Annotated in this window: 26 protein-coding genes and 2 pseudogenes; 15 read left to right on the top strand and 13 right to left on the bottom strand. The window is 60.1% G+C overall.

All coding sequences use genetic code 11. The features are described 5' to 3' along the window. Positions 1–245 precede the first annotated feature (245 nt). Positions 246–953 carry an IS6 family transposase gene (locus tag OKW43_RS40165; RefSeq protein WP_429454763.1) on the bottom strand — a complete coding sequence of 236 codons (708 nt, stop codon included), beginning with the start codon at positions 951–953 and terminating at the stop codon, positions 246–248. Position 954: 1 nt separating this feature from the next. On the opposite strand from OKW43_RS40165, the gene OKW43_RS40160 reads away from it, so the two are divergent. The 6 genes from OKW43_RS40160 to OKW43_RS40135 all read left to right on the top strand — a co-directional run bounded on the left by OKW43_RS40160 (position 955) and on the right by OKW43_RS40135 (position 6,424). Beyond that, a complete protein-coding gene (locus tag OKW43_RS40160; RefSeq protein WP_429454315.1) occupies positions 955–1,386 on the top strand; it encodes an acetolactate decarboxylase in 432 nt (143 codons plus the stop codon). A 73-nt stretch (positions 1,387–1,459) separates the two neighbouring features. Beyond that, a complete protein-coding gene (gene alsS / locus OKW43_RS40155) occupies positions 1,460–3,145 on the top strand; it encodes an acetolactate synthase AlsS (RefSeq protein ID WP_429454313.1) in 1,686 nt (561 codons plus the stop codon). Between the two features lie 307 nt (positions 3,146–3,452). Then, complete coding sequence (locus OKW43_RS40150; RefSeq protein ID WP_429454311.1) at positions 3,453–4,388, top strand: LysR substrate-binding domain-containing protein; 936 nt, start codon at positions 3,453–3,455, stop codon at positions 4,386–4,388. Positions 4,389–4,789: 401 nt separating this feature from the next. Then, positions 4,790–4,942 (top strand): hypothetical protein, encoded by a 153-nt coding sequence (locus tag OKW43_RS40145; protein WP_429454309.1) that lies wholly within the window; start codon positions 4,790–4,792, stop codon positions 4,940–4,942. Positions 4,943–4,946: 4 nt separating this feature from the next. After that, positions 4,947–5,474, top strand: coding sequence for a protein-L-isoaspartate O-methyltransferase family protein (locus tag OKW43_RS40140; RefSeq protein WP_429454307.1), 528 nt, complete (start codon positions 4,947–4,949; stop codon positions 5,472–5,474). A 473-nt stretch (positions 5,475–5,947) separates the two neighbouring features. Continuing rightward, the gene (locus OKW43_RS40135; protein WP_429454305.1) at positions 5,948–6,424 is read left to right on the top strand and encodes an acyl-CoA thioesterase; all 477 of its coding nucleotides are present in this window, start codon (positions 5,948–5,950) and stop codon (positions 6,422–6,424) included. A gap of 1,047 nt (positions 6,425–7,471) precedes the next feature. On the opposite strand, the gene OKW43_RS40130 is transcribed toward OKW43_RS40135, so the two are convergent. The 4 genes from OKW43_RS40130 to OKW43_RS40115 form a co-directional block, all read right to left on the bottom strand. Continuing rightward, positions 7,472–8,644 (bottom strand): MFS transporter, encoded by a 1,173-nt coding sequence (locus OKW43_RS40130; RefSeq protein ID WP_429454303.1) that lies wholly within the window; start codon positions 8,642–8,644, stop codon positions 7,472–7,474. Between the two features lie 75 nt (positions 8,645–8,719). After that, a complete protein-coding gene (locus OKW43_RS40125; protein ID WP_429454301.1) occupies positions 8,720–8,950 on the bottom strand; it encodes a tautomerase family protein in 231 nt (76 codons plus the stop codon). A 70-nt stretch (positions 8,951–9,020) separates the two neighbouring features. Further along, positions 9,021–9,434, bottom strand: coding sequence for a (R)-mandelonitrile lyase (locus OKW43_RS40120; RefSeq protein WP_429454299.1), 414 nt, complete (start codon positions 9,432–9,434; stop codon positions 9,021–9,023). Positions 9,435–9,444: 10 nt separating this feature from the next. Next, positions 9,445–9,771 (bottom strand): carboxymuconolactone decarboxylase family protein, encoded by a 327-nt coding sequence (locus OKW43_RS40115; RefSeq protein WP_429454297.1) that lies wholly within the window; start codon positions 9,769–9,771, stop codon positions 9,445–9,447. Between the two features lie 196 nt (positions 9,772–9,967). Between OKW43_RS40115 and OKW43_RS40110 the strand changes: the two genes are divergently transcribed. After that, a complete protein-coding gene (locus OKW43_RS40110) occupies positions 9,968–10,867 on the top strand; it encodes a LysR family transcriptional regulator (protein WP_429454295.1) in 900 nt (299 codons plus the stop codon). Positions 10,868–10,907: 40 nt separating this feature from the next. Here the strand turns inward: OKW43_RS40110 and OKW43_RS40105 are convergent, their stop codons facing one another. Next, a complete protein-coding gene (locus OKW43_RS40105; protein WP_429444807.1) occupies positions 10,908–12,173 on the bottom strand; it encodes an IS256 family transposase in 1,266 nt (421 codons plus the stop codon). Positions 12,174–12,392: 219 nt separating this feature from the next. Here OKW43_RS40105 and OKW43_RS40100 point away from each other — a divergent pair, with 219 nt between their 5' ends. The 6 genes from OKW43_RS40100 to OKW43_RS40075 all read left to right on the top strand — a co-directional run bounded on the left by OKW43_RS40100 (position 12,393) and on the right by OKW43_RS40075 (position 16,480). Beyond that, positions 12,393–12,998: a hypothetical protein gene (locus OKW43_RS40100; RefSeq protein ID WP_429454293.1), complete on the top strand. Its 606-nt coding sequence runs from the start codon at positions 12,393–12,395 to the stop codon at positions 12,996–12,998. Between the two features lie 2 nt (positions 12,999–13,000). Beyond that, on the top strand, positions 13,001–13,375 hold the full coding sequence (locus tag OKW43_RS40095) for a hypothetical protein (protein ID WP_429454291.1): 375 nt from the start codon (positions 13,001–13,003) through the stop codon (positions 13,373–13,375). Continuing rightward, complete coding sequence (locus OKW43_RS40090; protein WP_429454287.1) at positions 13,372–13,629, top strand: SET domain-containing protein; 258 nt, start codon at positions 13,372–13,374, stop codon at positions 13,627–13,629. The genes OKW43_RS40095 and OKW43_RS40090 overlap by 4 nt, the downstream gene beginning before the upstream one ends. Positions 13,630–14,015: 386 nt before the next feature. Next, positions 14,016–14,291 (top strand): hypothetical protein, encoded by a 276-nt coding sequence (locus OKW43_RS40085; RefSeq protein ID WP_429454285.1) that lies wholly within the window; start codon positions 14,016–14,018, stop codon positions 14,289–14,291. A 293-nt stretch (positions 14,292–14,584) separates the two neighbouring features. Next, a complete protein-coding gene (locus OKW43_RS40080; protein ID WP_429454283.1) occupies positions 14,585–15,460 on the top strand; it encodes a DUF3800 domain-containing protein in 876 nt (291 codons plus the stop codon). A 753-nt stretch (positions 15,461–16,213) separates the two neighbouring features. Beyond that, positions 16,214–16,480, top strand: a complete 267-nt coding sequence (locus OKW43_RS40075; protein ID WP_429454281.1) for a hypothetical protein — start codon at positions 16,214–16,216, stop codon at positions 16,478–16,480. A 74-nt stretch (positions 16,481–16,554) separates the two neighbouring features. Here OKW43_RS40075 and OKW43_RS40070 read toward each other — a convergent pair whose 3' ends face one another. Continuing rightward, positions 16,555–16,914 carry a BON domain-containing protein gene (locus OKW43_RS40070; RefSeq protein ID WP_429454279.1) on the bottom strand — a complete coding sequence of 120 codons (360 nt, stop codon included), beginning with the start codon at positions 16,912–16,914 and terminating at the stop codon, positions 16,555–16,557. A gap of 137 nt (positions 16,915–17,051) precedes the next feature. Here OKW43_RS40070 and OKW43_RS40065 point away from each other — a divergent pair. Both OKW43_RS40065 and OKW43_RS40060 read left to right on the top strand, forming a co-directional pair. Then, positions 17,052–17,162: pseudogene (locus OKW43_RS40065) on the top strand (sigma factor-like helix-turn-helix DNA-binding protein); the annotation flags it as partial. Between the two features lie 215 nt (positions 17,163–17,377). Further along, positions 17,378–17,983, top strand: a pseudogene (locus tag OKW43_RS40060) (DUF3047 domain-containing protein); the annotation flags it as partial. A gap of 172 nt (positions 17,984–18,155) precedes the next feature. Here the strand turns inward: OKW43_RS40060 and OKW43_RS40055 are convergent. The 6 genes from OKW43_RS40055 to OKW43_RS40030 form a co-directional block, all read right to left on the bottom strand. Next, positions 18,156–18,416, bottom strand: a complete 261-nt coding sequence (locus tag OKW43_RS40055; protein WP_429454277.1) for a DUF2783 domain-containing protein — start codon at positions 18,414–18,416, stop codon at positions 18,156–18,158. A gap of 10 nt (positions 18,417–18,426) precedes the next feature. Continuing rightward, positions 18,427–20,121 carry an FAD-dependent oxidoreductase gene (locus tag OKW43_RS40050; RefSeq protein ID WP_429454275.1) on the bottom strand — a complete coding sequence of 565 codons (1,695 nt, stop codon included), beginning with the start codon at positions 20,119–20,121 and terminating at the stop codon, positions 18,427–18,429. Between the two features lie 68 nt (positions 20,122–20,189). Beyond that, positions 20,190–21,884 (bottom strand): MFS transporter, encoded by a 1,695-nt coding sequence (locus OKW43_RS40045; protein WP_429454273.1) that lies wholly within the window; start codon positions 21,882–21,884, stop codon positions 20,190–20,192. Between the two features lie 195 nt (positions 21,885–22,079). Then, a complete protein-coding gene (gene fahA, locus OKW43_RS40040; RefSeq protein ID WP_429454271.1) occupies positions 22,080–23,399 on the bottom strand; it encodes a fumarylacetoacetase in 1,320 nt (439 codons plus the stop codon). A 2-nt stretch (positions 23,400–23,401) separates the two neighbouring features. Beyond that, positions 23,402–24,040, bottom strand: coding sequence for a VOC family protein (locus OKW43_RS40035; RefSeq protein ID WP_429454269.1), 639 nt, complete (start codon positions 24,038–24,040; stop codon positions 23,402–23,404). A 21-nt stretch (positions 24,041–24,061) separates the two neighbouring features. Beyond that, the gene (locus OKW43_RS40030; protein ID WP_429454267.1) at positions 24,062–25,849 is read right to left on the bottom strand and encodes an FAD-dependent monooxygenase; all 1,788 of its coding nucleotides are present in this window, start codon (positions 25,847–25,849) and stop codon (positions 24,062–24,064) included. Positions 25,850–25,876: the final 27 nt, after the last annotated feature.

Below are 25,876 nucleotides of genomic sequence, written 5' to 3'. Positions count from 1 at the left end.
GCCGAATCCACCGCGCTTCGAGGCTGCTCACCATGCGAACCCTTATGCCGTGCTGAGCACGGCGGCCGATAGTCCGGCCATCAGTTACTCGTCCCGAATTGCACACTCGGCGGGGGCATCGTGGAATCAACAATGGAGAAGGCACTGATGCTGAAAGAAGCAGCCGCGCTGCTGGGTGTGAGGTATGGGGCTCTGGTGCAAATAGGCGGTCTGGACGAGATTTTTGTTATAGAAAGGATACCTCATCAAGCAGACAGGACGGCCTCCCAAACTGCGGGCGCAGCGGTATCTTTGAGGCCGAGCTTCGCGAGGCTGAATTGGCCCTTGCGAATACGATGGACCAATTCAATACCTGAGAGAGTAATCGCTGCGTTCCTGAAACGTTTGAAGCCGAGCATGACTTTCGTCCGGGACTTGATGTTGCGGTGGTCCTGCTCGACCAGATTATTGAGATATTTCGAGCAGCGGACCTTCGTGTCCTCAGGCAGCAAGCCATCGGCCTTCATCTCGCGCACGGCGCGGTGCGAGGCTGCATAACCATCAAGCGTGATGGTCTTCGGTGGCTGGCCTTGATGTTCGATTGCCTTCCTGAAAAAGGCTTTTGCCGCCTTCACGTCGCGCCTGGCGCTGAGCATGAAGTCTACTGTCTGGCCCACCCGATCCACCGCTCGATAAAGATAGACCCACTTGCCGCGCAGCTTGAGGTAAGTCTCGTCGACACGCCACGACTGCCCGGTGGGCCTGCCAAAGCGGTTCCACCGTTTCACGAACTCCGGCGCAAAGCGCCGCACCCAGCGCAGGATCGTCGTGTGCGCCAGCGACAGACCCCGTTCCGCCATCATCTCGACCAGATCGCGCAGGCTAAGCTTGTAGCGCAGGTACCAGCGAACACACAGAATGATCACATCGCGGTCAAAGTGACGGCCTGCGAACAGTTCGTCAAGGCTCTTCAGCTTGCTCATCGTCGGTTCTCAATTCGTTCAGCCTGACACCTTAACCGATTCGCCCCCGCGCTATTTGCACCAGAGCCGTTTCGAGCACGTCGAGACGCGCACCGTGCCGCGCCAGACCAAACCGTATCGTCCGATGCTTCAGGCGATCGAGCGGCAGCCGGTCTTCAGATTCGAGGAGACCGCGGGAACGCTGGTCGGATTTCGTTGCCCGCCATACGTGCAGGGCATCAACGTGGCAGGTTTCCATGTCCACTACATCACCGATGATCGCCGCGGCGGTGGGCATGTCCTCGACTATCGGCTGCTGGAAGGGAAGCTCGAGGTCGCGAAAATTTCGAAGCTGCGCATCGACCTTCCTCGCACCGATAGCTTTCAGCAGGCCACGCTGCACTCGGAGGAAATGAGCCAGGCAATCGAGGCCGCTGAAGGCTAGCGGGCCGGTTGACGAACAGGCTGGTTGACACAGGCGTTGCCTGATGAATGATCGGAAGTTAGCGGAGTTGAATATGTTGAAGAGAGAAAGCGACGCCGAAACGGCGTGGAAATGCGGCGCGGATCTGGTGGTCCGCAACCTTGAAGCGCAAGGCGTACGGCATGTGTTTGGGATTCCCGGCGCCAAGGTGGATCGTGTGTTCGATTCATTGGTGGACTCGTCGATCGAGACTGTCGTGGTTCGGCACGAGGCGAACGCGGCCTTCATGGCGGCTGCCGTGGGCCGCCTGACAGGCAAGGCGGGCGTTGCGCTCGTCACCTCGGGACCAGGTGTGTCGAATCTCACCACAGGTCTTGTCACCGCAAATTCCGAAGGCGACGCAATGGTCGCGATCGGCGGCGCAGTCCCGCTCGACGACCGGCTCAAACAAGTCCACCAGACAATGGATAGCGTCAGCCTCTTCAAGCCGATTACCAAGTTCAGTGCGGAAGTCGTCACGTCATCGACCATTTCGGAAGTACTCTCCAATGCTTTTCGGGCTGCCGAGTGTCCTCGTCCGGGCGCAGCATTCGTCAGCCTGCCGATGGACATCGTCAACGCCCCGGCAACGGGCGAGGTGTTGACCAATCTCCCATCGCCTGAATTCGGGCCAGCGGCCGCCGACAGCATCCGTGCGGCTGCGGAGTTGCTCAAGGAGGCGCGTAGCCCGGTTCTGCTGCTCGGCATGCTTGCGAGCGCGCCGGCGAATGCAGAGGCGGTTCGAAACTTCATCGAGAAAACGGGCGTGGCCGTCGTCAGCACGTTTCAGGCGGCGGGGGCCGTGGGTTCGGCGCAGTTCGGGAAGTTCGCCGGACGCGTCGGACTGTGGAACAACCAGCCTGGCGACCGCTTGCTCGATCAGGCCGATGTGGTCGTGACGGTTGGCTACAACCCGGTCGAATACGAGCCGCCGAAGTGGAACAAGGACGTACGGCATACGCTGATTCACGTCGACGTGGTGCAGGCCGATGTCGATCGCTACTACAGGCCGGAGGTGGAGCTTGTCGGTAACATCGCGACGACACTCGAACTGTTTGCGTCTGAAGTGGGCGCGTTGAACCGCTCGCCGGAAACGAACGCCATTCTCGTGACCCTCGCGACGGCCCGCCCGGAACTGGCCAGGCGGTCTGCTGCGCTGGAGGGTTCGCCGATCCACCCGTTGCGCATCGTCCGCGAATTGCAGGACGTCGTTGGCCCCGATACGACGATGTGCGTGGATATGGGCAGCTTCCATATCTGGATCGCGCGTTATCTGTACAGCTTCCATGCGCGGCAACTGCTGATTACCAATGGGCAGCAGACGATGGGCGTGGCGCTGCCATGGGCAATCGCGGCGTCGCTCGTGCGTCCGGGCGAGAAGGTCATCTCGGTGTCCGGCGACGGAAGCTTCATGCAGTCCAGCATGGAGCTGGAGACGGCTGTGCGTCTCAAGGCCAACATCGTCCATGTAATCTGGGTCGACAACATGTACAACATGGTCGAGATCCAGGAGGTCCAGAAGTACAAGCGGCGTTCGGGCGTCGAGTTTGGACCGATCGATTTCAAGGCGTATGCGCAATCGTTCGGAGCGGCGGGGTTTGCGGTCGAGTCGGCCGACCAGCTGCGCCCGACGTTGCGCGCGGCAATGGCTGTTGAGGGGCCCGCGGTGGTCGCGATTCCCGTCGACTATTCGGACAACCCGACGCTGATGGCGCCGTTGAAGACAGGGCATCTGGTCTGAGCGGCAGATCATCAAATCTCGAATCGAAGTGTGCTTCGGCCCGGATGTCGTGCTGAATGCTCCGGGCCGAAGCACGTTGGCAGGATCGGGCGGTGGGTGGCGAATGCGAGGGCAGCCGTTGCCCTGTCACGCGACGCCTCGGGCTGTCGAATGCCGGAGTCAGGCGCATGCTTGTCCTCCCGGATCGTCATTCGGATCTCCTTGTACCGTGCAATGACGAAAATCAGTATCTGGCGCTGCGCACTGATCTCCAATATATTGGAGGTGGCGATATTGATATCGTTTAGTGAATAACACGGCGGCTTGCATGGAGCTTCGACATCTACGCTATTTTGTAGTAGTGGCTGAGGAACGGCACTTCACGCGGGCTGCGGAGCGACTCGGTATCGGGCAACCGCCACTGAGCCTGCAGATCCAGCGGCTCGAACGCGAGATCGGCGCGCAGCTGTTTCGCCGGCTGTCGCGCGGTGTCGAGCTGACCGAGGCGGGCGAGTTGTTGTTTGACAATGCGCGTCAGATTCTTGCCCAGGTCGATCGAACGTGCGCGGACGTGAAACGCCTCGCTCGTGGAGAATTGGGACATCTGCGCGTCGGGTTCGCGGGGGCCACTTACTTTCTGTCGCTGGTGCCCGGCATCATTCGCGAGTACCGGGGCCAGCATCCGGACGTGACGGTATCGCCGGAGCAAAGCAATACACCATCGCTGGTAGAGGGGTTGCTCGAAGGTCGCGTCGACGTGGCGTTTATCCGGCCACCGATCCTGAGCGCCGATGCACTGGAAGTCGAGTTGCTGGTCAAGGAAGATATGGTGGTGGCACTGCCATATACCCACCCGCTCGCGCGGTCCGGCGCGCCGGTATCGCTCTCCGCACTTGCAGCTGAGACGTTCATCCTGTTTCCGCGCTCGATTGGCGCAGGGCTTTACGACGCGGTCACGGGCGCCTGTGAGCGGGCTGGTTTCATTCCGAGGCTTGGGCAGGAGGCGCCACAGATCACCTCAATCGTACCGATGGTGGGCGCCGGCTTTGGCATTTCGATCGTGCCGCGTTCGACCAGCCAGATCCAGACTGACGAAGTGGTCTATCTGCCGATCTCAGGCGACGCGCCCAAAGCGCCGATCAGTCTCGCGTGGCGGCGCCACGATCGGTCGCCAGTGGTGCGCCACTTTCTGACCGTCGCTCGTCGGATGGCGCGCGAGTGGCGCAAGCCCGACCGTGTGGTCCGGCAACACACGCACCAGTGAACCGTCGCCCAGCCCGGCCAGCGCTGCATGAACGGGCAGCGCGCCGATACCATTGCTTGCGCGGATTGCGACCACAATTGCTTCGGCACTGTCGAACTGGATTGTCGGCAATTACCCATCGAAATCATTGAGTTTCCAGTTCATTTCGACCTTTTATGGAAATGACCGGCCACATGCTGCAACGGGGGCAGGGAATCCACGCTCGCCGAAACAACTGCCAAAAGCCAGGCGCTAATATCAAGCTATGACGTACCGAATGCCTATCGCTGCAGGCATCGATTGTTTCTGGCGAAGGGATGTGAACGGTTTGCGGTGGTTTTTTGCAGTCGGTCCCGCGGACGGCGAGAAAAGCGGCTCACTCGCGCATTAAGGCATGAGCGCAGTTCAGGAAGGCAACGATCATGGACGGCCTGACGAAGGCACGCGACAGGATGATCGTCCGGCTGCTGATCGCGTGGGGCATCTGCGATTACCGGGTGCTCGGAGCGATGCGGCGTGTGCCGCGCGAGGCTTTCGTCGACCGCCGGTTTGCGGGCGTTCGCCTACGACGATAAGCCGTTGCCGATCGACACGTTCCAGACAGTCTCGCAGCCATTCATGGTCGCGCTGATGCTGCAGGTTGCGGAACTGAAGCCCGGCGACCATGTGCTGGAGATCGGCACCGGCTCGGGTTATGCCGCGGCCGTGCTGGCCGAGTTGGTGGAGCGCATCAATACCGTCGAACGACACGCCGTGCTCGCCGATTCCGCGCGCGAGCGGCTCGCCGCGCTTGGCTACCGCAACGTCGTCGTGCATGCGCTGGACGGCACGCTGGGGTTGCCGCAAGCCGCGCCCTTCGACGCGATCATCGCCGCCGCCAGCGGCCCCGGCTGCCGTTCGCCTGGCGGGGCAACTGAAACCGGGCGGCCGCGCCGTGATGCCGCTCGGCAGTCACGATGCGGATCAGCGGCCGATCCGGTTCACGCGGCGCGAGCACGTTTTCGACGAAACCGATTTCGGTGCCGTGCGCTTCGTGCGGCTGATCAGCGGAAGCGCGGTTCGCGATCTCGCATAACACGTGTCAAGAGCACCTGCCGCCTGACATGACTACGCGAAGACTGCTTCCCGTGGGAGCTGCCGAAGTGATCACGCCGGGTTGAAGGGCAGATGCGGGTCGCTTTCGGAAATTCGCCGCAATTGCGAGACCACCGGCTTGCTGATCGAGCGCCGACTTCCGGGTTTGGCCACGAGCAGTCTTTCGCACTCGGTTGGCGAACGTCTGTTGGCGAGCGACGAGCCGCCATTTTTCAAGGCGACGACGACCGATGATTCGGCAGACGGGCCATACGCCCAACGGTGATTGTCGCTTGAGCGATCCGTTCGCGTCTCGTCAAGACAGGGCCTCTTTCATCACAGTCAGCAGTGTGATTGTGTCCCGCCTATCGGCACGCCGGCCTCGAGCCAGTTTTTTGTCATTCTTGACGACATTAAGGGAAAACCCTTAGTATAGTAAAACTAAGTGTTAACCCTTATTTCACTTCCGCATCAAGGCCGCGCCACTTTCAACGATGGGATCCCCGATGAATTTTCATACCCGCAAATGGGTCAAGCCCGAAGACCTGAACCCGAACGGCACGCTGTTCGGTGGCAGCCTGCTGCGCTGGATCGACGAGGAAGCCGCGATCTATGCCATCTGCCAGCTCGCCAACGAGCGCATTGTCACGAAGTTCATGTCGGAGATCAATTTCGTCAGCTCGGCGCGTCAAGGCGACATCATCGAGCTCGGCATGACCGCCACGCACTTCGGCACCACATCAATCACGCTGCGCTGCGAAGTCCGCAACAAGATCACCCGCAAGAGCATTCTGACTGTTGAGAAGCTGGTGTTCGTCAATCTCAACGAGAACGGCGAGCCGGCACCGCACGGGCGGACGAAGATCTGTCATGCGGATGAGGCGTTTGCTCGGTACCGCAAGAACGTGAACATATCGCCTGTTGTGCAGCCGCCGGTGGGCAACACTGATGCAGTGCGCGTCGAAGCAGATACGATGCACTGAGCGGCTTGTGCTGCCGGTCATTGCGAGGGGCGTACAGCGGGCATCGCGCTGTAGCCCCGTGCGCTGAAGAACTGAACTCGCTGCATGTATATGCGGCACTGGCACCCGATACTCGATGTCCGCGCTGTTCTTGGCGACTGAGATAGAGCGCGGACCGCCGCCCGTATAGATAATAATAAGATGTACAGAAGTCCGGAGGGGCGCTCCGCCTCGACCCGGACGTTGACCATAAGAGAAAAAATCGTTAGTGGTCTCCGGCTTGCTGCCCATATGTTTAATCTGATCAACATCAAGATGCTGTCGCGCGGCGCCACGCTGCTTGCGCCTATTTTCATCGCGGGATTCGTGACAGGTAACCGATGTGGTTCCGCGTCGAAATCGTGACCGTTTCAGCGTCTATTGCGACGGAGCGATCGCGCCTCGCCCCACTCGGGGTGCTGCTGCATTCGCTCGTCGTAGGCCTCGGTTTTGTCGCAATGACCATAGCCGCCGGAAGGCCAGCTTTGTTCGTGATTGCGTCAGTGTTGCTCGCGATGGCCTGCGTGGCCGTCACTGCCGCAGGCACAGAGATGCGCTGGGCAGGCTCCGTTACCTTCATCCCCGTCCTCTACCTCGCCTGCGTCACGGCAAACGATGCGAACGGGCGGAATCTGGCGCAGCTTGGTCTCCTCGGTCTCAACACGCTCCCCTATCTGCTTTGCGCGGCACTACCCGTCATACTGGACACGATGAGGGGCGGTAATGGGTCGACTTGCGACAAATTAGTGCGATCGAACGCGACTGGCCGTGCCGTGCCATGATGGGACAGGGTTCGGCCACAAGTTGCCGTTCACTTTCCTCGTCGCTCAGTCATTCGAGTGGCCGCTCGGACTCTATCAGCGGACCTTCGTAAAAGTCCAATGCTGGGCCGGTCATCGGCCACAGGAAACACTCAGTAAGGCCGGCCCGAATGGCCGCATTCAACATCTGACCGGACCATCCGTGGTGGTGATGGATTCGGAGCTTAAGGTCACTGGTCCGGCACCGAAACTTTTGCGTCAGAGATAGCTAAACATTCGACAGAGATTTGCCCCTTTCCGTGCATGCCACGTGAAGTACGAGTGGCAACAGCGCGGCGACAAGTCCGAAGACGCATACTGCCGACCATCCTCCATGTACCCACGCTACGCTTGCAACCGCCGAGCCACATGCGCCACCCATGAAAATTGCCGTCACATACACCGCATTGATCCGGCTTCTCGCGCTTTCGTCTAGCCCGAGAATCTTCGACTGGTTTGACACGTTTGCAATCGAAAGGCCGAAGTCGAGCAAGATGATGCCGACAATTAGTCCCGGTACCGAAACGAACAGCGGGAAGACGATGAAAGCCGCCAAGCAGGAGGCCAGCCCGATTAGCAAAGTTGCATACGCGCCGATCCGTTTGATCAATCGTCCGCTGCGATTTGCTGCGGCGATTCCGACCAGCCCGATCAGTCCGAATGCGCCAGCGACGGCAGGTCCGAATTCAAATGGAGGTTTCGACAGCAGCAGAGACAAGACCGACCAGAACGCACTGAAGACTGCGAACAAACAAGCCTGCATCAGGCAGGCAATCTGCAGCGCACGGTGCTTCTTCAGCAAGCCGAACATGGACGCGAGTAGTTGGCCATATGACTGTGTGGTTCGTGGCGACACCTTGGGCAAGGAACTGCCGAGGACGCTGCCGAGGATCAGTGCGATGAGACTTGCTAGTGCAAACATCCAACGCCATCCCAGCCACTCGCCGATAAACCCGCTGACCGTCCGCGCCAGTAGTAGTCCCGTCAGCAGCCCGCTGAAGACCACACCCACTGCATGCGCGCGCCGTTCGGGCGCAGCTAAATCGGCCGCTAGTGGAATCACAATTTGTGTGATCGTCGCACCGAAGCCGATGAACAGTGACGCTGCAACCAGAATGGGAAATGTGGGTGCCAGCGCGCAAGCCAGCATCGTTACCACCTGCAAAGCTGCGAGGCAAACCGTCAGCTTGCGACGGTCGACGAGGTCGCCCAGCGGAAGAAAGAAGAGTATGCCAAATGTATATCCGATCTGCGGTGCGGCGGCGAGTGTTCCCACCAATGACGTCGCGCCGAACGACTGCGCGATAACCGCCAGCAGCGGTTGCGCGTAGTACAGATTTGCGACAGAGGCTCCTGCCGACAATGCGAGGATACAGAGCTGTCTGTTCGTCAGCGAGGCCATGGCATCCATTTCAGTCGTGTTCGCGGTCGGCCCAGCGGCCACCACGTCGATGAGGGTTGCGCAGGCTATCCGCTTTCAAAACGGGTCGTAGCCAGGCTTCTTGTAAAGCTTGTCCATTTTAAGGACAATGTCAGGCCGGTAGACCTTCTCCATCCAGTCCCGCGCCGTCACCTCTTCGATGGTGACCGAGACAGCGCCGGCGCTTGCGTCCATGGTTAGCGCTGGGCTCTTGACGATGGCCTCGGCGAGTCTGGCCTTCTGTTGTTCAGTCGGGCCGGGCCAGAGTTTGACGACGACATGCGGCATGCAGATTCCTTCCAATATTGGGATGGCGATTTGTCGCTGGAGGCCGCACCTGCCGGGGCGGCTCCTTAGCTCAGTCTTTCGAAACAGGTCCGACGAGGTACTGCTCGTCGCTCACGCGTTTCATCCATTCCACGTTCTTGCCGTCGAGCGCTTCCTGAATCGCGATGTGCGTTATCGAAGTCGTGGGCGTTGCACCGTGCCAGTGCTTACGGCCGGGTGGACACCAGATAACGTCGCCTGCGCGAATCTCGACGATGGGCTCACCTTCGCATCGCGTCCAGCCGCATCCCGCGGTGATGAGCAAGGTTTGACCAAGTGGATGCGTATGCCAGTTCGAACGCGCGCCGGGCTCGAATGTCACGCTCGCGCAGGACACCCGTGCGGGCGGTGGCGGCGCATTCAAGGGGTCGATCCGGACAGTGCCGGTGAACCAGTCTGGAGGGCCTTTTACCGAGGCCTGTGATCCGGGTTTCTTGAGTTCCATGATGATACTTTTACTGCGTGGAGGCGGGGAACAGTTCCCTGAGTTTTGAGACCGCCGACATGGCTTGGGGCCAGCCCACGTAAAAGGCGAGGTGAGTGGTTAGCTCGACGAGCTCGTCATGCGTCACGCCGTTCTCAATGGCGCGTGGAAAATGGAAGTTCATCTGTTCAGTCTTGCCGAGCGTGATAAGCACCGCACACGTGACCAGACTACGGTCGCGTTTGGAAAGCTCTGGGCGTTCCCAGATATCGCCGAACAAGACCTCATCGCTCAACTCAGCCAGTTTGGGCGCTACATTGCCGAAAGACTGGCGAGCGGCCGTAGGTAGGGAGGGCATGAATTTGATCCTTTCTTAAATTGGAGCGCCAGCACGCTGGCAGGAGGAAGTGATCCGTCATGAGCGCGAGTCGGCCGTCCGGATCGAGAAATGTCTCGAAACTTAGCTGTGCCAGCACTTATCTCGGACTGTACGGCAGCGGCGTTTTGGTGAGAAGATCGTCAAATACATATGCACTTGTGCAAATAAATCACCAATGGCCAAAGAGAATTTGAACGATTTGCAGGCGTTCGTCGTGGTGGCGCGGGAACGCAGCTTCACCAAGGCAGCCGCGCAGCTAGGCTTGTCGCGTTCCGGGTTGAGTCACGCCATGCTGGCGCTGGAAGCGCGATTAGGCGTGCGCCTGCTCACACGGACCACGCGGAGCGTTTCGCCGACGGACGCCGGTACGCGGCTTCTGGCTACCATCGCACCGCATTTGCAGGAAATCGAGGCGGGACTCGGGGCTTTAAGCGCAATGCGCGACAAGCCTGCCGGCGCGGTACGTATTTCGGCGCATGATCATGCCATCGTCACCGCGCTGTGGCCCCGGCTCTTACCCCTCCTCAAGGAGTACCCGGATGTCGAGATAGAATTCAGCGTTGACTACGCACTGACAGATATCGCGGCTCAACGTTTCGATGCGGGCGTCCGCATAGGGGACCGCGTGGACAAGGATATGGTGGCCGTTCGCATCGCGCCCGACTTGCGAATGGCAGTTGCCGCATCCCCAGAATATCTCGCAGGAAAGCCGCTGCCGACAGCTCCGCATGACCTCACGGGTCATCGCTGCATAAACCTGCGCCTCCCGACTCACGGAGGATTGTACGTATGGGAATTCGAAAAGGATGGTCAGTCCGTCAACGTTCGCGTGCAAGGCCAAACTGTATTCAACAATACTTTCTTGATGCTGCAGGCGGCCTTGGATGGAATGGGCTTCGCATATGTGCCGCTTGACCTTGTTCGGCCACACATAGCTGCGGGCAAACTGGTCCCGGTACTTGAGGATTGGTGGCCGAGCTTTCCCGGATACCACCTTTACTATGCAAACCGGCGTCAGCTTGCGCCAGCCTTGGCATTAGTCATCAACGCACTCAGGTATTGCGAGCCGAGCTAACGTCAAGAGTGGTGTATGGGCAACTTGAAGGCAGGCGCTTTCAGGCGGCGAGTTTCTGCTGAACCCGTTGATCGTCTTTCACCTGTTCGCCGTCCTTGAAGGCAATGCCCTCCAGCAGCAGCTTGATCTGTGCAGGGCCGTTGATACGGCGCCAGGTTTTCTCGGCTTCCTCGATCAGCTTGAATGCCAGGCCCAGGAAGGTCGCTCGCGACACGCAGTTGCGCGTACGCGTGGTGCGGTGGCGCACGGTCGCGAACGTCGACTCGATCGCATTTGTCGTGCGCAGATGCTGCCAGTGTTCCGCCGGGTAATCGTAAAAGGCCAACAGGCTTTCCCGGTCCTTCTTCAACGTTTCGGTGGCTTTCGGATACTTCGCCGCGTAGACCGTCACGAAACGATCGAAGGCGGCGTATGCGTCAGCGCGCGTCGCGGCCATCCAGATCGCCTGCAGGTCTGCTTTGGCTTTGCCTTGCTGCGACTTCGGCAGCGCATTGAGCACGTTGCCCATCTTATGGAACCAGCAGCGCTGGCCTCGCGTCGCAGGAAACACTTCTTCCAGCGCGGCCCAGAAGCCCATCGCGCCGTCGCCGATCGCCAGCAGCGGACCAGCCTGCAGGCCTCTCGATTTCAGGTCGAGCAGCAGTTCCTGCCAGGACGCCTTTGACTCCCGGTACCCATCGCCGATCGCCACGCGCTCCTTGCGCCCATCCGGCCTCACGCCGATGATCACCAGCAGGCACTGGCCGTCCGAATTCTCGCTTCGCAGCCCCGTGTGGATCCCGTCGACCCACCAATACACGTAGTGCGATTTCGACAGATCACGTTGGCTCCAGCTGGCATGTTCGTCGGCCCACTGCGCCTTCAGGCGGCTCACCACATTGGCCGACAGACCCTTGGCATCTTCGCCTAGCAGGACGCTCAGAGCCTCGCTCATGTCGCCTGTCGAGATGCCTTTCAGATACAGCCACGGCAGCGCAGCACTCACGCGTGGCGACTTCCTCACATACGGCGGCACAATCGACGAATTGAACTTCACACCAGATCCTGATCGATCGCGAACCTTCGGGACCTTCACGGCAATTGGCCCAGCCGCCGTCAACACTTCGCGCTCAGGCAGATAGCCGTTGCGCACCACGGCGCGCTGGCCGTGCAAGGTCTTGACGTTCTCGAACCGCTCCAGCAGCGCCGCGAGCTCGGCTTCGATCGCCTGCTGGATCACCTGCCGGGCTCCGTGCCGCACCAGTTCGTCCAGACCCAGACCGGCTCCCGATAGACCAACGACTTCTTTTTCCGTAAACTTGTTCATGGTGGATGGTTTGTTGTTTGCTGGTTTCCGACTTCGACAATCAGATTCTCAGCTGAAACCTCCACCGCCTACAATCTCCCGCCTCAACTCCCCCGTACACCACTTCCGACTTTAGCTCTTGCGAGCCACGGGGGAACGCCTGATTGGCCGCATTGAGCGGTGCTGGACCCTGAGTTTGTCTGATCTCACCTTCCGCTTTGGCCGATGACTTGTCCTCGAGTGACGGCACGGACTGCCGCGCTGCTGGCTACGCAGGTCGAGGTTCGGGAGCTCGAGAAGGCGCAGGCTGAATCTCACGCGCAGCGCCAGGCGCTGGAGGCGGAGGTTGCCCGGTTGCAGCGTGAGAACGCCGGGCGCGACGCGGCGCTCGCGCAGGCCCGTGCGGACTTCGCGCAGGAACTGCAGAAGCTCAGGGACGATGCGCATCGGTCGGAGGAGCGGCTTCGGGCATCGGAAAAGCGCGCCCTGCTGGAGATCGACCGCGAGCGAGGTAACGCGGCGAAGCCGCAGAAAGAGCTGGACGAAGCCGCGCATCGCGCGGACCGCAAGGATGCGGACCACCGCCGGGCAGTTGACACCATGCAATCGCAACTGGGCGACGCGCGTCATCAGACGGGCGTACTGCAGGGGCGGCTCGATGCGGTTCAGGCGGAGAACACGCGGTTGCAGACGGAAGTCATCGCGCTGCGGGATGCGCAGGCGCGTGCGAGAGACGCGCATCGGTCTCCTGTTCCTGCCACGGTCCGGAACGCCCCGCGTGCGACTCGCCCGTCGCGCGCTGCGGTCGCGGCCAAACCGGGAACACGTCGCAAAAAAGCGGTATAAGCATGGGTCACCGCATTCCGGAAAGTCGCTGCATGACTGATATCTATCTGCTCACCGGGCTGACGCTCCCCGCCGGCATCGCGCATGAGTCGTTGCCCGGGACGGTCAAGGCCTTCATCGCTGACTGCTGGCAGGGCATGAGCCGCACGCAGATGATTGCGCGCGCGAAGTCGCGGGGTCTGCGCCTGTCGTTTCGCGCGACAGGACCGTGTGCGCATGGCAACACCGGGCTGTTTGAGTTGCGTTTCAGTGATGGGACATCGGGCTGCCTGATGCTGGCCCACCTGCAGCGGGTGCGGGGCGAGCCGCTGCCAGGCACAAGCGATCCGGAACGCCCGGTCATACGTTTATCTTCGGGCTGGCTGACGGACGCGTGATTGACGGCAGCGTGGGCGGCAATAGTGCCCGCTGGCTGAACCACTCCTGCCAGCCGAACTGCGAGGCGATCGAGGACGGGCGGGGGCGGGTTTTTATCGAGACGATCAAAGACGTACTGCCGGGCGACGAGCTTTCCATCGCCTATGGACTTACGACCGATGAAGCGATGACTCCCGAACTGGTCGCCGGGTATGCGTGCCACTGTGCGACGAAGCGGTGTACCGGTTCGATGCTGGCCTTGGCATACGCATGACAGGCGCGTCGTGACCGACGCAATCCGTTACTCTCCGGGAAACGGATCGGCGCGGGGAGATCCACGAGATGACTCGTCGCGCTCAGCTGGCCGCAGTTCAAATGCGACGACATCCTTTTTTGAGCTGGTCGAGCGGTTACGCCACGTCGGCGCCGATCTCAATTCACCTCGCCGAGGTGGCCGCCACACGGCCTTCTCGCGCTGTTCGGCATTGCGCCCGGTTTCGCCGTTACGTCATCATCGTTCTTCTTTTCAGTCTGGCAATGCGGGTAGCGCGATAGAGGAGCCCCGTCCTCGAACTAGCGTTGCGAACCGCGATTCACCATGGTAGAAGCACCGCACGAACGCGCCCGTTTGCGGCGCGGAGAATACGACAGGAGTATGCGGTGAAACGAACCGCCGAAAATCAGCGGAAGGTCGTCGCGGTACGCGTCAACCGACAGATCGAGCAAAGGTTGCGGCTATTGGCAGAATTGACGGGACGCGGCCAATCGTTTTTCCTGCAGCAGATGATCGAGGGCGGCATCGGCGCCATCGAGGATGCCTGGCTGCCGCCGGATGTTCTCTCGCAGGTCCGGAGCGGCTTGATGCCGTCGCGGCAACCGGCGACCGAAGCGATTCCAGACCTCTTTGACAGCGCATTGCCGAGCGATATGAACTGATGAGGATAGCGTTCTGCGCAGGAAATCGCGGCAATAAGGCTGCCAGGACACGCAACAGTTCTGAACTGAACGCGAGCGACGCTCCCCGGCTGCATGCCGTCATGTGTATGGGGGGCTGGCCGACCGACCTCCCGTGCGGGAAAGCGGGTGCGCGTCGATCGACATTAAAATAGTCGCGTCGCCGGACTGAGAACAGGATCCCGGCGGCACGCGCCAAATTCCACCCGCAGTTGCCGCGGTCGCGTGGAGAATCCGCGAACGGCGCGAAGACGACCAGGAGAGCGTAACAACATATGAGCAACGACCCGACGCCGGTGCCGCAGCAATTTTTGCTGTTTGATGATAAGCCGCGACATTACGTGGACGATGATGCCGGCGAGGCGTCGGTGCCCGGCAAATACAGCAATTTCGTCGTCTACGTGGATGAGAGCGGTGACCACGGCATGCAGACACTGGATGCCAATTATCCGGTGTTCGTGCTGGCTTTCTGTGTGTTCTACAAGCGGCACTACAGCGAAAAGGTCGTACCGGCGCTACACAAGTTCAAGTTCAACCACTTTGGTCACGACCTGGTGGTGCTCCATGAACATGAGATCCGGAAGGAAAAAGGAGATTTTCGTTTCTTCGTCAATCGCGAGCACAAACACCAGTTCATCTCCGAGCTGACCGGCATTATTGAACTCAGCAACTTCATCCTGATCAGCTGTGTCATTGACAAGATCCCGCTTCGTGAGCGCGGGGACGCGGACAATAACCCCTACCATCTTGCGCTCGGGTTCTGTCTCGAAACGCTCTACGAATTCCTTCGGGAAAAGAATCAGGACGGCGCGCTGACGCACGTGGTCGTCGAATGCCGCGGCAAGAAGGAAGATAACGAGCTTGAGCTTGAGTTTCGTCGCATCTGTGATGGCGCCAACCGCCTGGGCATCTCCTTGCCGTTCGACGTCATCTTTGCCGACAAGAAGGTCGATTCGCCGGGGTTGCAGCTAGCCGATCTCGTGGCCCGGCCGGTCGGGATGAGCGTTATTCGCCCGGGGCAGGAAAACCGCGCATTCGAGGTGCTGAAACGAAAATTCTATTGCAGCGGCGGGCGCGAACATCTGGGGGAAGGCTACAAGGACTGGGGACTGAAGATTTTCCCGGCGCGAGAAAGCGAAAAGCCCCGGTGAGACTCACCGAGGCTTTGACGCCGACCGGGAACTCCCAGTCCACTTGAACGTTATTATGCGGCCGACGGGCACTGCTGACAAGGTTTTTGTACGGGCTCCGATCTGCTGCATTGCCAGTTTTTAAGAGTGTTCTTAATACACCGCGCCGGTTGATCGAGCAACAAATTGTATCGAGGCGCGCCAGATTCCCGCTCGTGAGAATCTGTAGACAGATCGAGGCCCGCGGGCGTTATCCGTCAATCGGGAGGACGGTGGAATGGAGAAATCGAAGCCAGCACGCAAAAGGGCAGGACAGGCGAGTCTGCCGGACCTGATGGACCAGCTCGACTTGCGTTGATGGGTTGCCCTGCTCGCAGGTCAGTATTCAGTGACCTGTTGGATCTGAAGAGGCAACTTGGCCTCGCAGGCGGGAAGCCTTCTGCATCGATCTGCCTCCCAAACGCCTTCGCGTAATCGGCATCACCCTGCTGCCGATTCCCTATCGCTTTTTCCTTGAATCCTTGACACGCAGTGACCGTCGGCGCGCGTCCGGTCAAGCCGGTCGGTGTTTGTCTCGGATCGGCCAACTCCTGTCATTCGACATCGCTGGCTGGGTCGTTGACAATTGGCGGGGCGAAGCCGCGCTTGGGAGCTTCGCAGCCCCGCGCAACCGTGTGCGCAAACAATTCGAATGTCGTGCCTAAGTCGGGTTGTCGGTTCCTGATTAACAGGCGTATCTTGAAGGGTATTCCTTCCGACGCGATAGGGATAGTCATGGGCGACTTGTCGGTTATGGATGACATCCTCGAAAGGGCGAATGCGCTTGCCCGATGCACGCTTGCCCTTGCGGACGACGCCGAACAGTTTCCTTCGCAGGTGCAGCAACTGGTGTGGGACTGCCGCGCGAAAATTGGTTCTGAGGGCTCAGTGATGGTGCTCAGCGCGTTGTGCGCTGCCGAATCGTTGCTGCTCCTCAAGCGACCGGGCAGGGCGCTGACCTTGCTGCGTTCGACGCTTGTCGCCAATTCACAGAATGAATGATGATTCGAAAGTTGCGTTCTTTTTCATCGTCCGGTTCGTGATAACACGAACCGCGGCTGAGAAAGGTCGAAGGGTTAATACCCTTTCGTATAGAGCGTCAGATAGTTACTCACCGACGTTACACCCGGCACGCCCTTCGCCACTTCCGCGGCCTGCTGGATCTGAGGACCGTCCGACACGCTGCCGGATAATGTCACGACACCGCCCCGGGCCTTGACGAATACGTTCGACACGTTGAAGTTGGGCGCTTTCGATAACGCCTTGCGTACATCCCGAGCCAGCTTCTTGTCCGCTGGCGTCGCCTTGCCTGAGCTTGCAGCCGGACTCGACCCCATCGGCATAGCGTTGCTGGCTTGCGCGTAGACGTTCGACGTCAACGTCAACGTCACGCATCCCACGACGACGAGCAGAATCACGACGTACCATGCTTTCATGATCGCCTCTCTTGTTCGGCCTGGCGAGAATTGAAAATGGATAATATTTTGGGTCGCTTCAGATGTTGATGTTCGTTAATTATTCTAGCCGTGTTTACAGCTTTCGCTAATGAAAGATCGGGCGGCAGCTCCGGCCGCAGTTTGAGCTGACGCGCGAACGGATCCGACAGATTGAAGCCAAGGCACTGCGCAAGCTGCGACACCCCGCCCGGTCCGGGCGATTAAAGTCGTTTCTGGGCGAGCAGTAGAAACCAGAGGCAATAAACGGCCATGCGGGGCCGGGTACACCGGATGAGAAGCGGAGCGCCGCGTTGACGTGAAATCCCGACAGATTGTGCGACCAAATCAAGGCATTCGACGTGGCGGCTGCCGATGCCTTGGGCGACAAGGCGTGAGCACCGGGCAAAGTGCGAGCGAATATCACGTAAGAAGCGTCGGTAAGCTGTGACCGGGTGGCGTCGGCCTCCGGGTCACGAAAAGCGACGGCAGTACGCATTACCAACTCCTGCACTGGCATCCGAAGTCATCATCGGGAGCGACAAGAGTGAAGTCGAACCGCTCTGCTTCTGCGCTGATACACGAAGGTAATATCGACCTCGTCCGCACACCCGTCGTGGCATGGCGCTGGAAAGCAGAGAGGCCGATCGAGGGCGCCGACAATCGCATCGGATCGAAGGAAGACGCGCCAGCGCGACCAGTGTTCTTCTTTGACGGCGACAAAAGCAAGCTGTCGCTGTTCGACCGGGCCAAGATGGACCTGGCAAAGCGCCCGGGTGGTGAAGAGCTGCCCTATGCCACGCTGATGTATATCTGGTCGGCCACCGCCGCACCAGGCACCGTCATTGCCAAACCTCACACGGACCGCGTACAGATGATCGTGGTCTCTGGTCTGCCCGGCGACGCGGGTCAGTGGCAAAACCTGCGCCGCAATATCGTGCAAGACTATGAGCGGGTCTTTCACGAACCGCCAGGACGAATCACCGGCAACGGGCTGCTGACCGATACCGACAATACCGGTACCACGACACGCGCCTGGTATCGAGACATCCAGTTCCTGCCCGGACCTTGATAACGCAATGCCACCGGCTTCCGCCACCCGCGATCGCCGTGCCCAGGGTCGTCAAAAGCATGTTGCGCACGACTGCGAGTGCCTCTTCCGGTGCATGCGACGCATCAAACCCATGCACAAAATCCGTCAGACGCCATTCAGCCTGCATCAAATCATTGGATCCGCTCATGGATCAACGCTCCGCGGAAGGTTCGAGGTTGCCGGTGGTCTCCACTTTCCCCCTCGCGATACCAAGCGCCTCGCGCAGCACCGATAGATCGCCGATGTGGTTGGCCAGCAGCAGGATCAGCCGCGCGTTGAGCGTTGAACTCTGCGCATCGGTGAGGTCACGATGAGCATCGATGAGCGCCTCGTAAAAATCGTCGCCGGGAACGAACGAATAGAAATAGCGTTTGCCGGGTTCAGTAAAATTGGGCTGTGTAGTCAGTGCCATTCTGAGTCCTTCAATCGTTGCACGTCGCGCGGGCAATCGCACTCCGTACCTTCATCGGGTCAAGCTCGCGCCAGCGTGCCGCGACATGCTGGTCGGGCCGCACAAGATAGACGCTCCCGGGAGCGAGATCGTATCGCTCGCGGACGCGCCCCTTGACGTCGATGAGCGTGGGAATGCCGCCAGGGGCGCTGCCACCTTCCGTCACCACAACTGCCTCGACCGGAATCGGCGCGTCCGAAAGTTCGGCGAGCGCATGAACAGTCGCCGCATCGAGCGCTGATGCGTCCTTCGTGAAAAGGAGCAGCGCGAAGCGGTCACCGAATGCCCCGAGCAGCCATGATTGACCGCCACCGGTCACCGGCGCATCGGCCATCGGCGCCCCCGGCACCATCTTGCCGGCGAACGTCGACGCATCCGGCGTGTTAAGACTCGAGTCGATCTGGATGGTGGGCACCGAGAGACGGCCAGAGTTCACCAGCGCCCGTGCAAAAGGCTGTTCCCCGGCCAGCCCCAGTAGGGCATCACGGAACGTTTTGCTGATGTTGCTTTTCGGGGTAATGAAATCCGTCGAGCGCGTGGAGTTCCTGATGTTGTCGTCAGCAGCCAGCCCGCGCTCTTCCGTGTAGGTGTCGAGCAGCGCCGACGGCGCCTTGCCTTCCATAACGAGCTTGAGCTTCCATACCAGATTGTCGGCGTCCTGTATGCCCGAATTGGCACCCCGGCCGCCAAAAGGAGAAACCTGATGCGCGGAATCGCCGACAAAAAGCACGCGGCCATGATTGAAGCTGCCCATGCGCCGGCACTGGAACGTGTAGATGCTCACCCATTCGAGCTCGAACTCGCGGTCGTCGCCCAGCATCGCTTTGATGCGCGGGATCACATTCTCTGGCTTCTTTTCCTCTTCGGGGTCGGCCTGCCAGCCAAGCTGGAAGTCGATCCGCCAGACATTGTCGGCCTGACGGTGCACGAGCGCCGACTGATTACGGTGAAACGGCGGATTGAACCAGAACCACCGCTCCGTGGGGTAGTCGGCGTCCATGACCACATCGGCAATCAGGAACCGATCCTTGAAGATTTTTCCGTCGATGTCCAACCCAAGAAGGGTGCGGATCGGGCTGCGCGCGCCGTCCGCAGCGACGAGCCATTCCGTGTCCAAGGTGTAGTCCCCCGCAGGGGTCCTGACCTGAAGCGTCACCTCATGACCCTGCGGCATAACGCCGATGACCTCGTTCTTGAAACGGATCTCGAGATTCGGCAACTCGCGAGCGCGTCGAAGCAGAAACTCTTCGAGGTAGTACTGCTGAAGGTTAATCATGCCGGGCCGATGATGGTCGGGCTCCGGGCTGAGATTGAAGTTAAAAACTTCCGTCTCGTCAAAGAATGTACGGCCGACGTTCCAGGACACGCCCTTTTCCATCATCGGCCCACTGCAGCCGAGTCGGTCGAAGATCTCGAGCGTGCGTTTGGCGTACGCCACCCCGCGTGAGCCGAGTGAAACAGTATCGTCGTTGTCCAGGAGAAGCACCGGCGTCCCCTGGGCGGCCAGGTCAATAGCGGTAGTGAGACCAACCGGACCGGCGCCGACCACGACCACCGGGTAGCGCCCATGGGGAACGCCATTGAGCTCAGGCGGACGCACAAATTCGAATTTCTCGTACTGATAGGTACTATGCACTGTCAATGTCTCCAGATTACAACCTTGCATAACCGCGCCGCCAGGTCCACGCCATGCAACGCCGACCCGGCGCCCGCCCGCCACGCCAACCCCTCGTGTCACGTCTCGTGCTGCAGTCTTCCCGTGCGTGCCGCCAGCATGAACGCCACGACAAGGATTGCGCCGATCAGAGCGGCCAGCCTGGGATAGGCCAATCCTGCATACATGTTCCCGTTCGCCGCGACGATCGCGAAAGCCGCTGCAGGAAGAAATCCTCCAGTCCAGCCGAAGCCGATGTGGTAGCTCACGGAAAGCGCGGTGAAGCGAATCCTGGCTGGAAACAGTTCAGTCATGGCGGCTGCTAAAGGTGCGTAGGTCATGGCTGCAAAAGTGGCAAGGGCGACCAGCAGCAGGAAGACCATTGGCCGGTTCACATCCTGCGGCGTGGCCTTCTGCGGGTACCCAGCGGAGTCCAGCGCACCGCGCAACGAGGCGGCGAAAGCTTTAGCCTTGACTGGGGCGTCCGGCCCGCTGCCGTCGTAAGAAGCGACGACCTTATCGCCCACCCTGATGATTGCACCGGCACCCGCGCTCGCTATCTCATTCGTGTAGCTGATGCCGGCGCGGACAAGCGCACTCTTCGCGAGATCGCAGGACGTATGGAACTTCGACGTTCCGAGTGCATTGAATTGCGTCGAGCATTCGTGCGGATCGGCCACGACCACGACGGGCGCCGTCTCAATGGCGCGTTCCAGCGCCGGATTGGCAAAATGCGTCAGGCCGCGGTAGATAGCCGGATAACAAAGGACAACCAGAATGAAACCTGTGCAGATGACTGTCTTACGCTCGATCTTGTCGGACAGCACGCCGAAAGCGAGAAAAATCGGAACCGCCATGACGAGCGAGAACATTGAAAGCAGATTGGCCGTTGCGGGCTCAACGCGCAGCACCTCGGTCAGGAAAAATGGCGTGTAGAAAAACGCGCTGTAAAAAGTCACCGCCGCGCCGGGTCCAAGAGCGAACAGCGAACAGATCATTGCGACGATGTTGCGACGACCGGTGAACGCTTCCCTGAGCGGCGCGCGTGAAACCTGGTGTTCGTTGCGCAGCCGTTCGAATTCGGGTGATTCGCCCATGCGGGTACGCATCCACAACGACAACGCCAGCAAAACCAGCGATAGCACGAACGGCACACGCCAGGCCCATTCAAGAAAAGCCGCCTCGCCGAATGTAGAACGCGTGCCCTGCACGACCAGTTGAGAGAGGATCAGACCTGCGATCGGTGCAATCTGCAGCCACGACGTATAGAAGGCGCGCCGGTTTGCCGGAACGTGTTCCGCGACGTACACCATCGCCCCTCCATTTTCGCCGCCCAACGCGAACCCCTGCACAAGCCGCAGCCCGACGAACATAATGGGGGCGAGGACGCCGACGGTTGCATATGTCGGCAGCAGACCGATTAGCACGGTCGCGAGTCCCATCAGTGCGACCGTCACGACGAAAATCCGTTTTCGACCGAGCCGGTCGCCTATGCTGCCGAAGACCATCGCGCCAAGCGGCCTGACGAGAAAGCCTGCCGCAAATCCGAGCAACGTAAAGATCAGCGACAGCGCGGGATTGACACCGGAAAAAAACTGCTTGCCAATCACGGCAGCCATGGTGCCGACGAGGAACAAATCGTACGCCTCGAAGCACGATCCAAGCGATGCAGCAACCACAATCTGGTAAAGGCTCGCACCCGAGCGCTTTCCTGCGGAATGTTCAGGCAAAGCTGTGCCTGCCGCGAGGCTCGCGGCGGTTTGATCGGATCTCATTGTGTCTCCTCCATCCGGACGATGGTGGACCGGCTTTGGACCAAACCCTTTGGGCATGTCACTAGGTTGCCTTGTCCTTTACCGATCCGGGTGATTCCTGGGTAGCCGCTTATCTCTTACGGACAATGCGGTTCATGTTTTCCTACCAGCTGTGGACCAAGGCCACAGCCGCTCCTTACATCATCACGTCACCCATCACGGCCGGCGCGCGGGAAGCACCGTCGCGCGGCACTCACCGAACCCGATGCGACGATACCCGTCTCGTTCGCACCATGCGCGCATGATGACCGTGTCGCCGTCCTCCAGGAACGTGCGGGTTTCTCCGCTCGGCAACGTGAACGGATGCTTGCCGCCTTCCGTGAGTTCAAGAAGACAGGCGCGCGAAGCGGGATCGGGGCCTGAGAGCGTCCCGCTGCCGAGCAGGTCGCCTGGGCAAAGATTCGTCCCGTTCGATGTCTGATGTGCAATCAGTTGTGACATTGCCCAATAAGCGTCCGGATAACGCGAGACGGACAAGCTCGCCGGAGGTGCGCCGCTGGTTCGCATCTGCGCTGACTGCAACAGGGTCTCGACCCGGATATCAATCGAACCGCGTGTCGCCAGCTCCGGACTCCAGAAGTGCGGCATCGGCGCAGGATCACCGTCAGGACGAGAGAAGCCAGTGCGGTACGGCTCGAGCGCCTCGAGCGTCATGATCCACGGCGACAGGCTGGTGAAAAAGCTTTTCGCAAGGAACGGCCCCAACGGCTGGTATTCCCACGACTGAATGTCGCGCGCGGACCAGTCGTTCAACAGGCAGATGCCGAATACATGCGAGTCAGCATTCTGGATGTCAATGGCCGTGCCGAGTTCGTTTCCTTGTCCGATGAGTACACCGAGCTCGGCTTCGTAATCAAGTCGCCGGCTGGGCGCAAATTCCGGCTCGGCGCTACCCGGGTCCTTCAGTTGACCGGTTGGTCGGCGGAAATCCTGTCCCGACACACGAATCGACGACGTACGGCCGTGATAGCCTACCGGCAGCCAGCGATAGTTTGGCAAGATCGGATTGTCGGGGCGGAACAGACGGCCGACGTTTGTTGCATGGCTGAGCGATGAGTAAAAGTCGGAGAAGTTTTCGATGCGCGCCGGAAGAGCGTATTCAGCGTCCGCCTGCGGAGCGAGGCATTCGGAAACCTCCTTTTGCTGAGGACAGTCCTCAGATAGCAGGAACGACACAGCCGAGCGCACAGCGCTTCGCTTGTCGGGCGATAGCGCCATGTAATCGTTGAGCGGCGCACGTGCAGCCGCCTGCGCTGCCTCACGCGCTTCTGCCGGGAAAAGATTCCTTGCCAGAGCAGCGCCTACATCGAGGATTTGATCGCCGATCGCGATGCCGCCGCGGAAATTTTCATTTCCCGAAGCCCGCCGGAATACGCCGTGGGGCAGGTTCTGAATTGGAAAATCCGTCGCGCCGTCATTGGCTGAGCGGACCCAGCTCTTCCGTGAAGCGTCATGGGTGTGATTGGAACGGGTCATGTTCAATTGTTTCCTTCCGCAGAGGTCTCGTAGCGCTTGCGCTTGATCTGTCCGATCAACTCAATCATGGCGGCGGAGACGTCCCGACCTTCGGCTTGCGCCGCTGCTTTCGCGGCGAGCCATTGCTCAAGGTCAGCCTGCGCCTGTCTAGTGTGCCTGTTCCATGCAGGATCGATCGGCGTCGTCAATTCGAGCCGGTAACCGTTTGGGTCCCGGAAATAGATGCTCTGGATGATGCCTTTGTGATCGACAGGGCCAAGTACATCTACGCCCTCGCTGACCAGCCATTGCTTCCAGCGCATGAGCTCGGCCGTATCGCTCACTTCAAGCGCGATGTGGTCGAAGACGTCGTAGGCGGGATGCGACGGAGACGAGGGCAAAGGCAAATTGGTGCATTCGAAGAACGCCATCGTTGACCCGTCTGCCATCCGGAAAAAGATGTGGAAATACGGAAAGGCGTCACCCGTGGACGGCACGTGATCATCCATGATCGTGCTCGCGAGTTCCATTCCAAGGATGCGACCGTAAAAATCGGCGGTGGCCCCCACGTCATGCGTGACGCGGGCATAGTGATTGAGCATATTCGGCCGCAGTGCCAGCTCGGAGGCCGAGCGGCGCGATGCTAATGTGGAAGTTTGCATATCGATTCCTATCTGTCGTGGTTAGACCAGCACGGGGGCGCGATCGATGACTTGTGCCAGCACGTCCGTCAGGCACTGCGCGAGATCGACACCTCCTGGAGCGGTTGTACAGCGCCACGCGACGTGCTGATCCGGGCGCAGCAGGATTGCGCCGTCATCCTCGATTTCGCGTACGTTGCGCCATTCGCCCGAAGGATCGCTTACCTGTGCGTCGTCGGCGATGACGACCACCTCGACGGGCATACCAAGCCTGTCAGTGGTCTCCTTTGCCGCCGTTTCCCAGACGTCCGGCCGGCCGGTAATCAGCACAAAGCGATCAGCCCGTGCGAGATCAAGGCTGGAAATTCTCTGCGAGCCGCGCGCGAGCCACGCGTGTGCGATGCGATGGCCGGGGCGCGTGGTCGGAACGAAGCGTTGGCCCAGCGGGTCGCGGGGCGGAGGCGACGTGTTGTCGCTGACGAGCGCACCCCGGTCGTACCGGATGCCGATTTCGAGGTCATGCGCCTGATATTCTGTCCGGTGCACCTTCATCAGTTCGTTGAACCGGGCACGTCGTGCCTCTGCGTCGTCGCCCTCGGCGAGCAAGGCCTTGAAGTTTGCCTCGCTGCCCTGCGGATCGCCCGGCACGATTCCGATGGCTGCATTCGTCACCTGATAATTTCCGAACGTGAACAGTGCCCAGTTGACGTTGCGCTCGGCGACCGGGCGACGTTCGCTCTCATAGCTGTCAAGCAAGCCGGCTCCGGCACGGCCCCGAATCACGGCAGCCAGTTTCCATGCCAGATTCTGTGCGTCGTGCACGGCGGAGTTCAGACCGAGCCCCGTCGTGGGCGTATGTCTATGCGCGGCATCACCTGCCAGAAAAACGCGGCCAAACCGATAACGATCAGCCAGCACGCCCTGCACGATCCATTTGCCGACGCTGAGCACGCTAACGTCGAGATCAGGAATCTTCAACAACGCGCGGATGCGAGGCACGAGCGTAGCCGCCTCGTAATTTTCGCTGCTGCCGGGCTTGAAACTGAAGTGGAACATCCATTCTTCTGAGCGACGGTCGAACCGCGTCGGGCCCAACTTACCCAGCACGCCGCTACCCCATGCTTTGGTGTCGCCTTCGGGATTCGCAAACCAGAACGTGCTGACGTTGTCGTCGTCGATATAGGCCGACAGATCTGCCGCGAAATAGACGGTCACCATCTCCAGCAGTTCGGGCGTACCTTCAAGACGCGCACCGACGCACGGACCAACCGTTTTTCCACCGTCGGCAGCGACGACGTACTGCGCGCGGACCTGATAGGTTTCGTCAGCGATACGGTCACGCACGGTCGCGATGACCTCGGTCTCGCTTTGCTCGATCGACAGCAACTCGTGACCGAAGCGCATCTGCGCACCACCCATCTGCTCCGAATGCGCCTTGAGCAGCGGCTCAAGGCGCACTTGCGGATAAACGGTGCTCTGGCACGGACTATCTTTCTGATACGTCGACGCCAGGGAACCGCCGCCCCAGGCTTCGAGTTCGTAAAGCGTCTTGCGGTCCCAAGGGCGATCGCCGCCCAGACTCGTGCACCAGCGCATCTTGCTGACGTATTCGATCGGCAATGAGCGCGCGTAGATTGCGTCGGCAAGGCCGTATTGACGGAACACCTCCATCGTGCGCTGATTCAGGTACCGCGCCTTCGGCATCGGCGACTGCTGCGGGTGCCTCTCGATCAGCAGCGATTCAACGCCAAGGTTGGCCAAAAAAATAGATGTGCTCAGCCCGCAACCGCCTCCACCGACGATCAGTACCGGTACATTGACTTGTTTCAAGATTGCTCTCCTCATCTTCAGAAGCTT

Source organism: Paraburkholderia sp. WC7.3g, assembly GCF_050436345.1.
In the GTDB taxonomy this organism is placed as follows: domain Bacteria; phylum Pseudomonadota; class Gammaproteobacteria; order Burkholderiales; family Burkholderiaceae; genus Paraburkholderia; species Paraburkholderia podalyriae.
Note: the sequence above shows the minus strand (reverse complement) of the source record. Positions and strands in the feature narration are given on the sequence as shown.

Coding starts and splice junctions, on each gene's coding strand:
- alsS (WP_429454313.1), top strand. CDS start 1,460: ATGTTGAAGAGAGAAAGCGACGCCGAAACGGCGTGGAAATGCGGCGCG.
- OKW43_RS40150 (WP_429454311.1), top strand. CDS start 3,453: ATGGAGCTTCGACATCTACGCTATTTTGTAGTAGTGGCTGAGGAACGG.
- OKW43_RS40145 (WP_429454309.1), top strand. CDS start 4,790: ATGGACGGCCTGACGAAGGCACGCGACAGGATGATCGTCCGGCTGCTG.
- OKW43_RS40135 (WP_429454305.1), top strand. CDS start 5,948: ATGAATTTTCATACCCGCAAATGGGTCAAGCCCGAAGACCTGAACCCG.
- OKW43_RS40130 (WP_429454303.1), bottom strand. CDS start 8,644: ATGGCCTCGCTGACGAACAGACAGCTCTGTATCCTCGCATTGTCGGCA.
- OKW43_RS40125 (WP_429454301.1), bottom strand. CDS start 8,950: ATGCCGCATGTCGTCGTCAAACTCTGGCCCGGCCCGACTGAACAACAG.
- OKW43_RS40120 (WP_429454299.1), bottom strand. CDS start 9,434: ATGGAACTCAAGAAACCCGGATCACAGGCCTCGGTAAAAGGCCCTCCA.
- OKW43_RS40115 (WP_429454297.1), bottom strand. CDS start 9,771: ATGCCCTCCCTACCTACGGCCGCTCGCCAGTCTTTCGGCAATGTAGCG.
- OKW43_RS40110 (WP_429454295.1), top strand. CDS start 9,968: ATGGCCAAAGAGAATTTGAACGATTTGCAGGCGTTCGTCGTGGTGGCG.
- OKW43_RS40105 (WP_429444807.1), bottom strand. CDS start 12,173: ATGAACAAGTTTACGGAAAAAGAAGTCGTTGGTCTATCGGGAGCCGGT.
- OKW43_RS40095 (WP_429454291.1), top strand. CDS start 13,001: ATGGGTCACCGCATTCCGGAAAGTCGCTGCATGACTGATATCTATCTG.
- OKW43_RS40080 (WP_429454283.1), top strand. CDS start 14,585: ATGAGCAACGACCCGACGCCGGTGCCGCAGCAATTTTTGCTGTTTGAT.
- OKW43_RS40075 (WP_429454281.1), top strand. CDS start 16,214: ATGGGCGACTTGTCGGTTATGGATGACATCCTCGAAAGGGCGAATGCG.
- OKW43_RS40070 (WP_429454279.1), bottom strand. CDS start 16,914: ATGAAAGCATGGTACGTCGTGATTCTGCTCGTCGTCGTGGGATGCGTG.
- OKW43_RS40055 (WP_429454277.1), bottom strand. CDS start 18,416: ATGGCACTGACTACACAGCCCAATTTTACTGAACCCGGCAAACGCTAT.
- OKW43_RS40050 (WP_429454275.1), bottom strand. CDS start 20,121: ATGCAAGGTTGTAATCTGGAGACATTGACAGTGCATAGTACCTATCAG.
- OKW43_RS40045 (WP_429454273.1), bottom strand. CDS start 21,884: ATGAGATCCGATCAAACCGCCGCGAGCCTCGCGGCAGGCACAGCTTTG.
- fahA (WP_429454271.1), bottom strand. CDS start 23,399: ATGACCCGTTCCAATCACACCCATGACGCTTCACGGAAGAGCTGGGTC.
- OKW43_RS40035 (WP_429454269.1), bottom strand. CDS start 24,040: ATGCAAACTTCCACATTAGCATCGCGCCGCTCGGCCTCCGAGCTGGCA.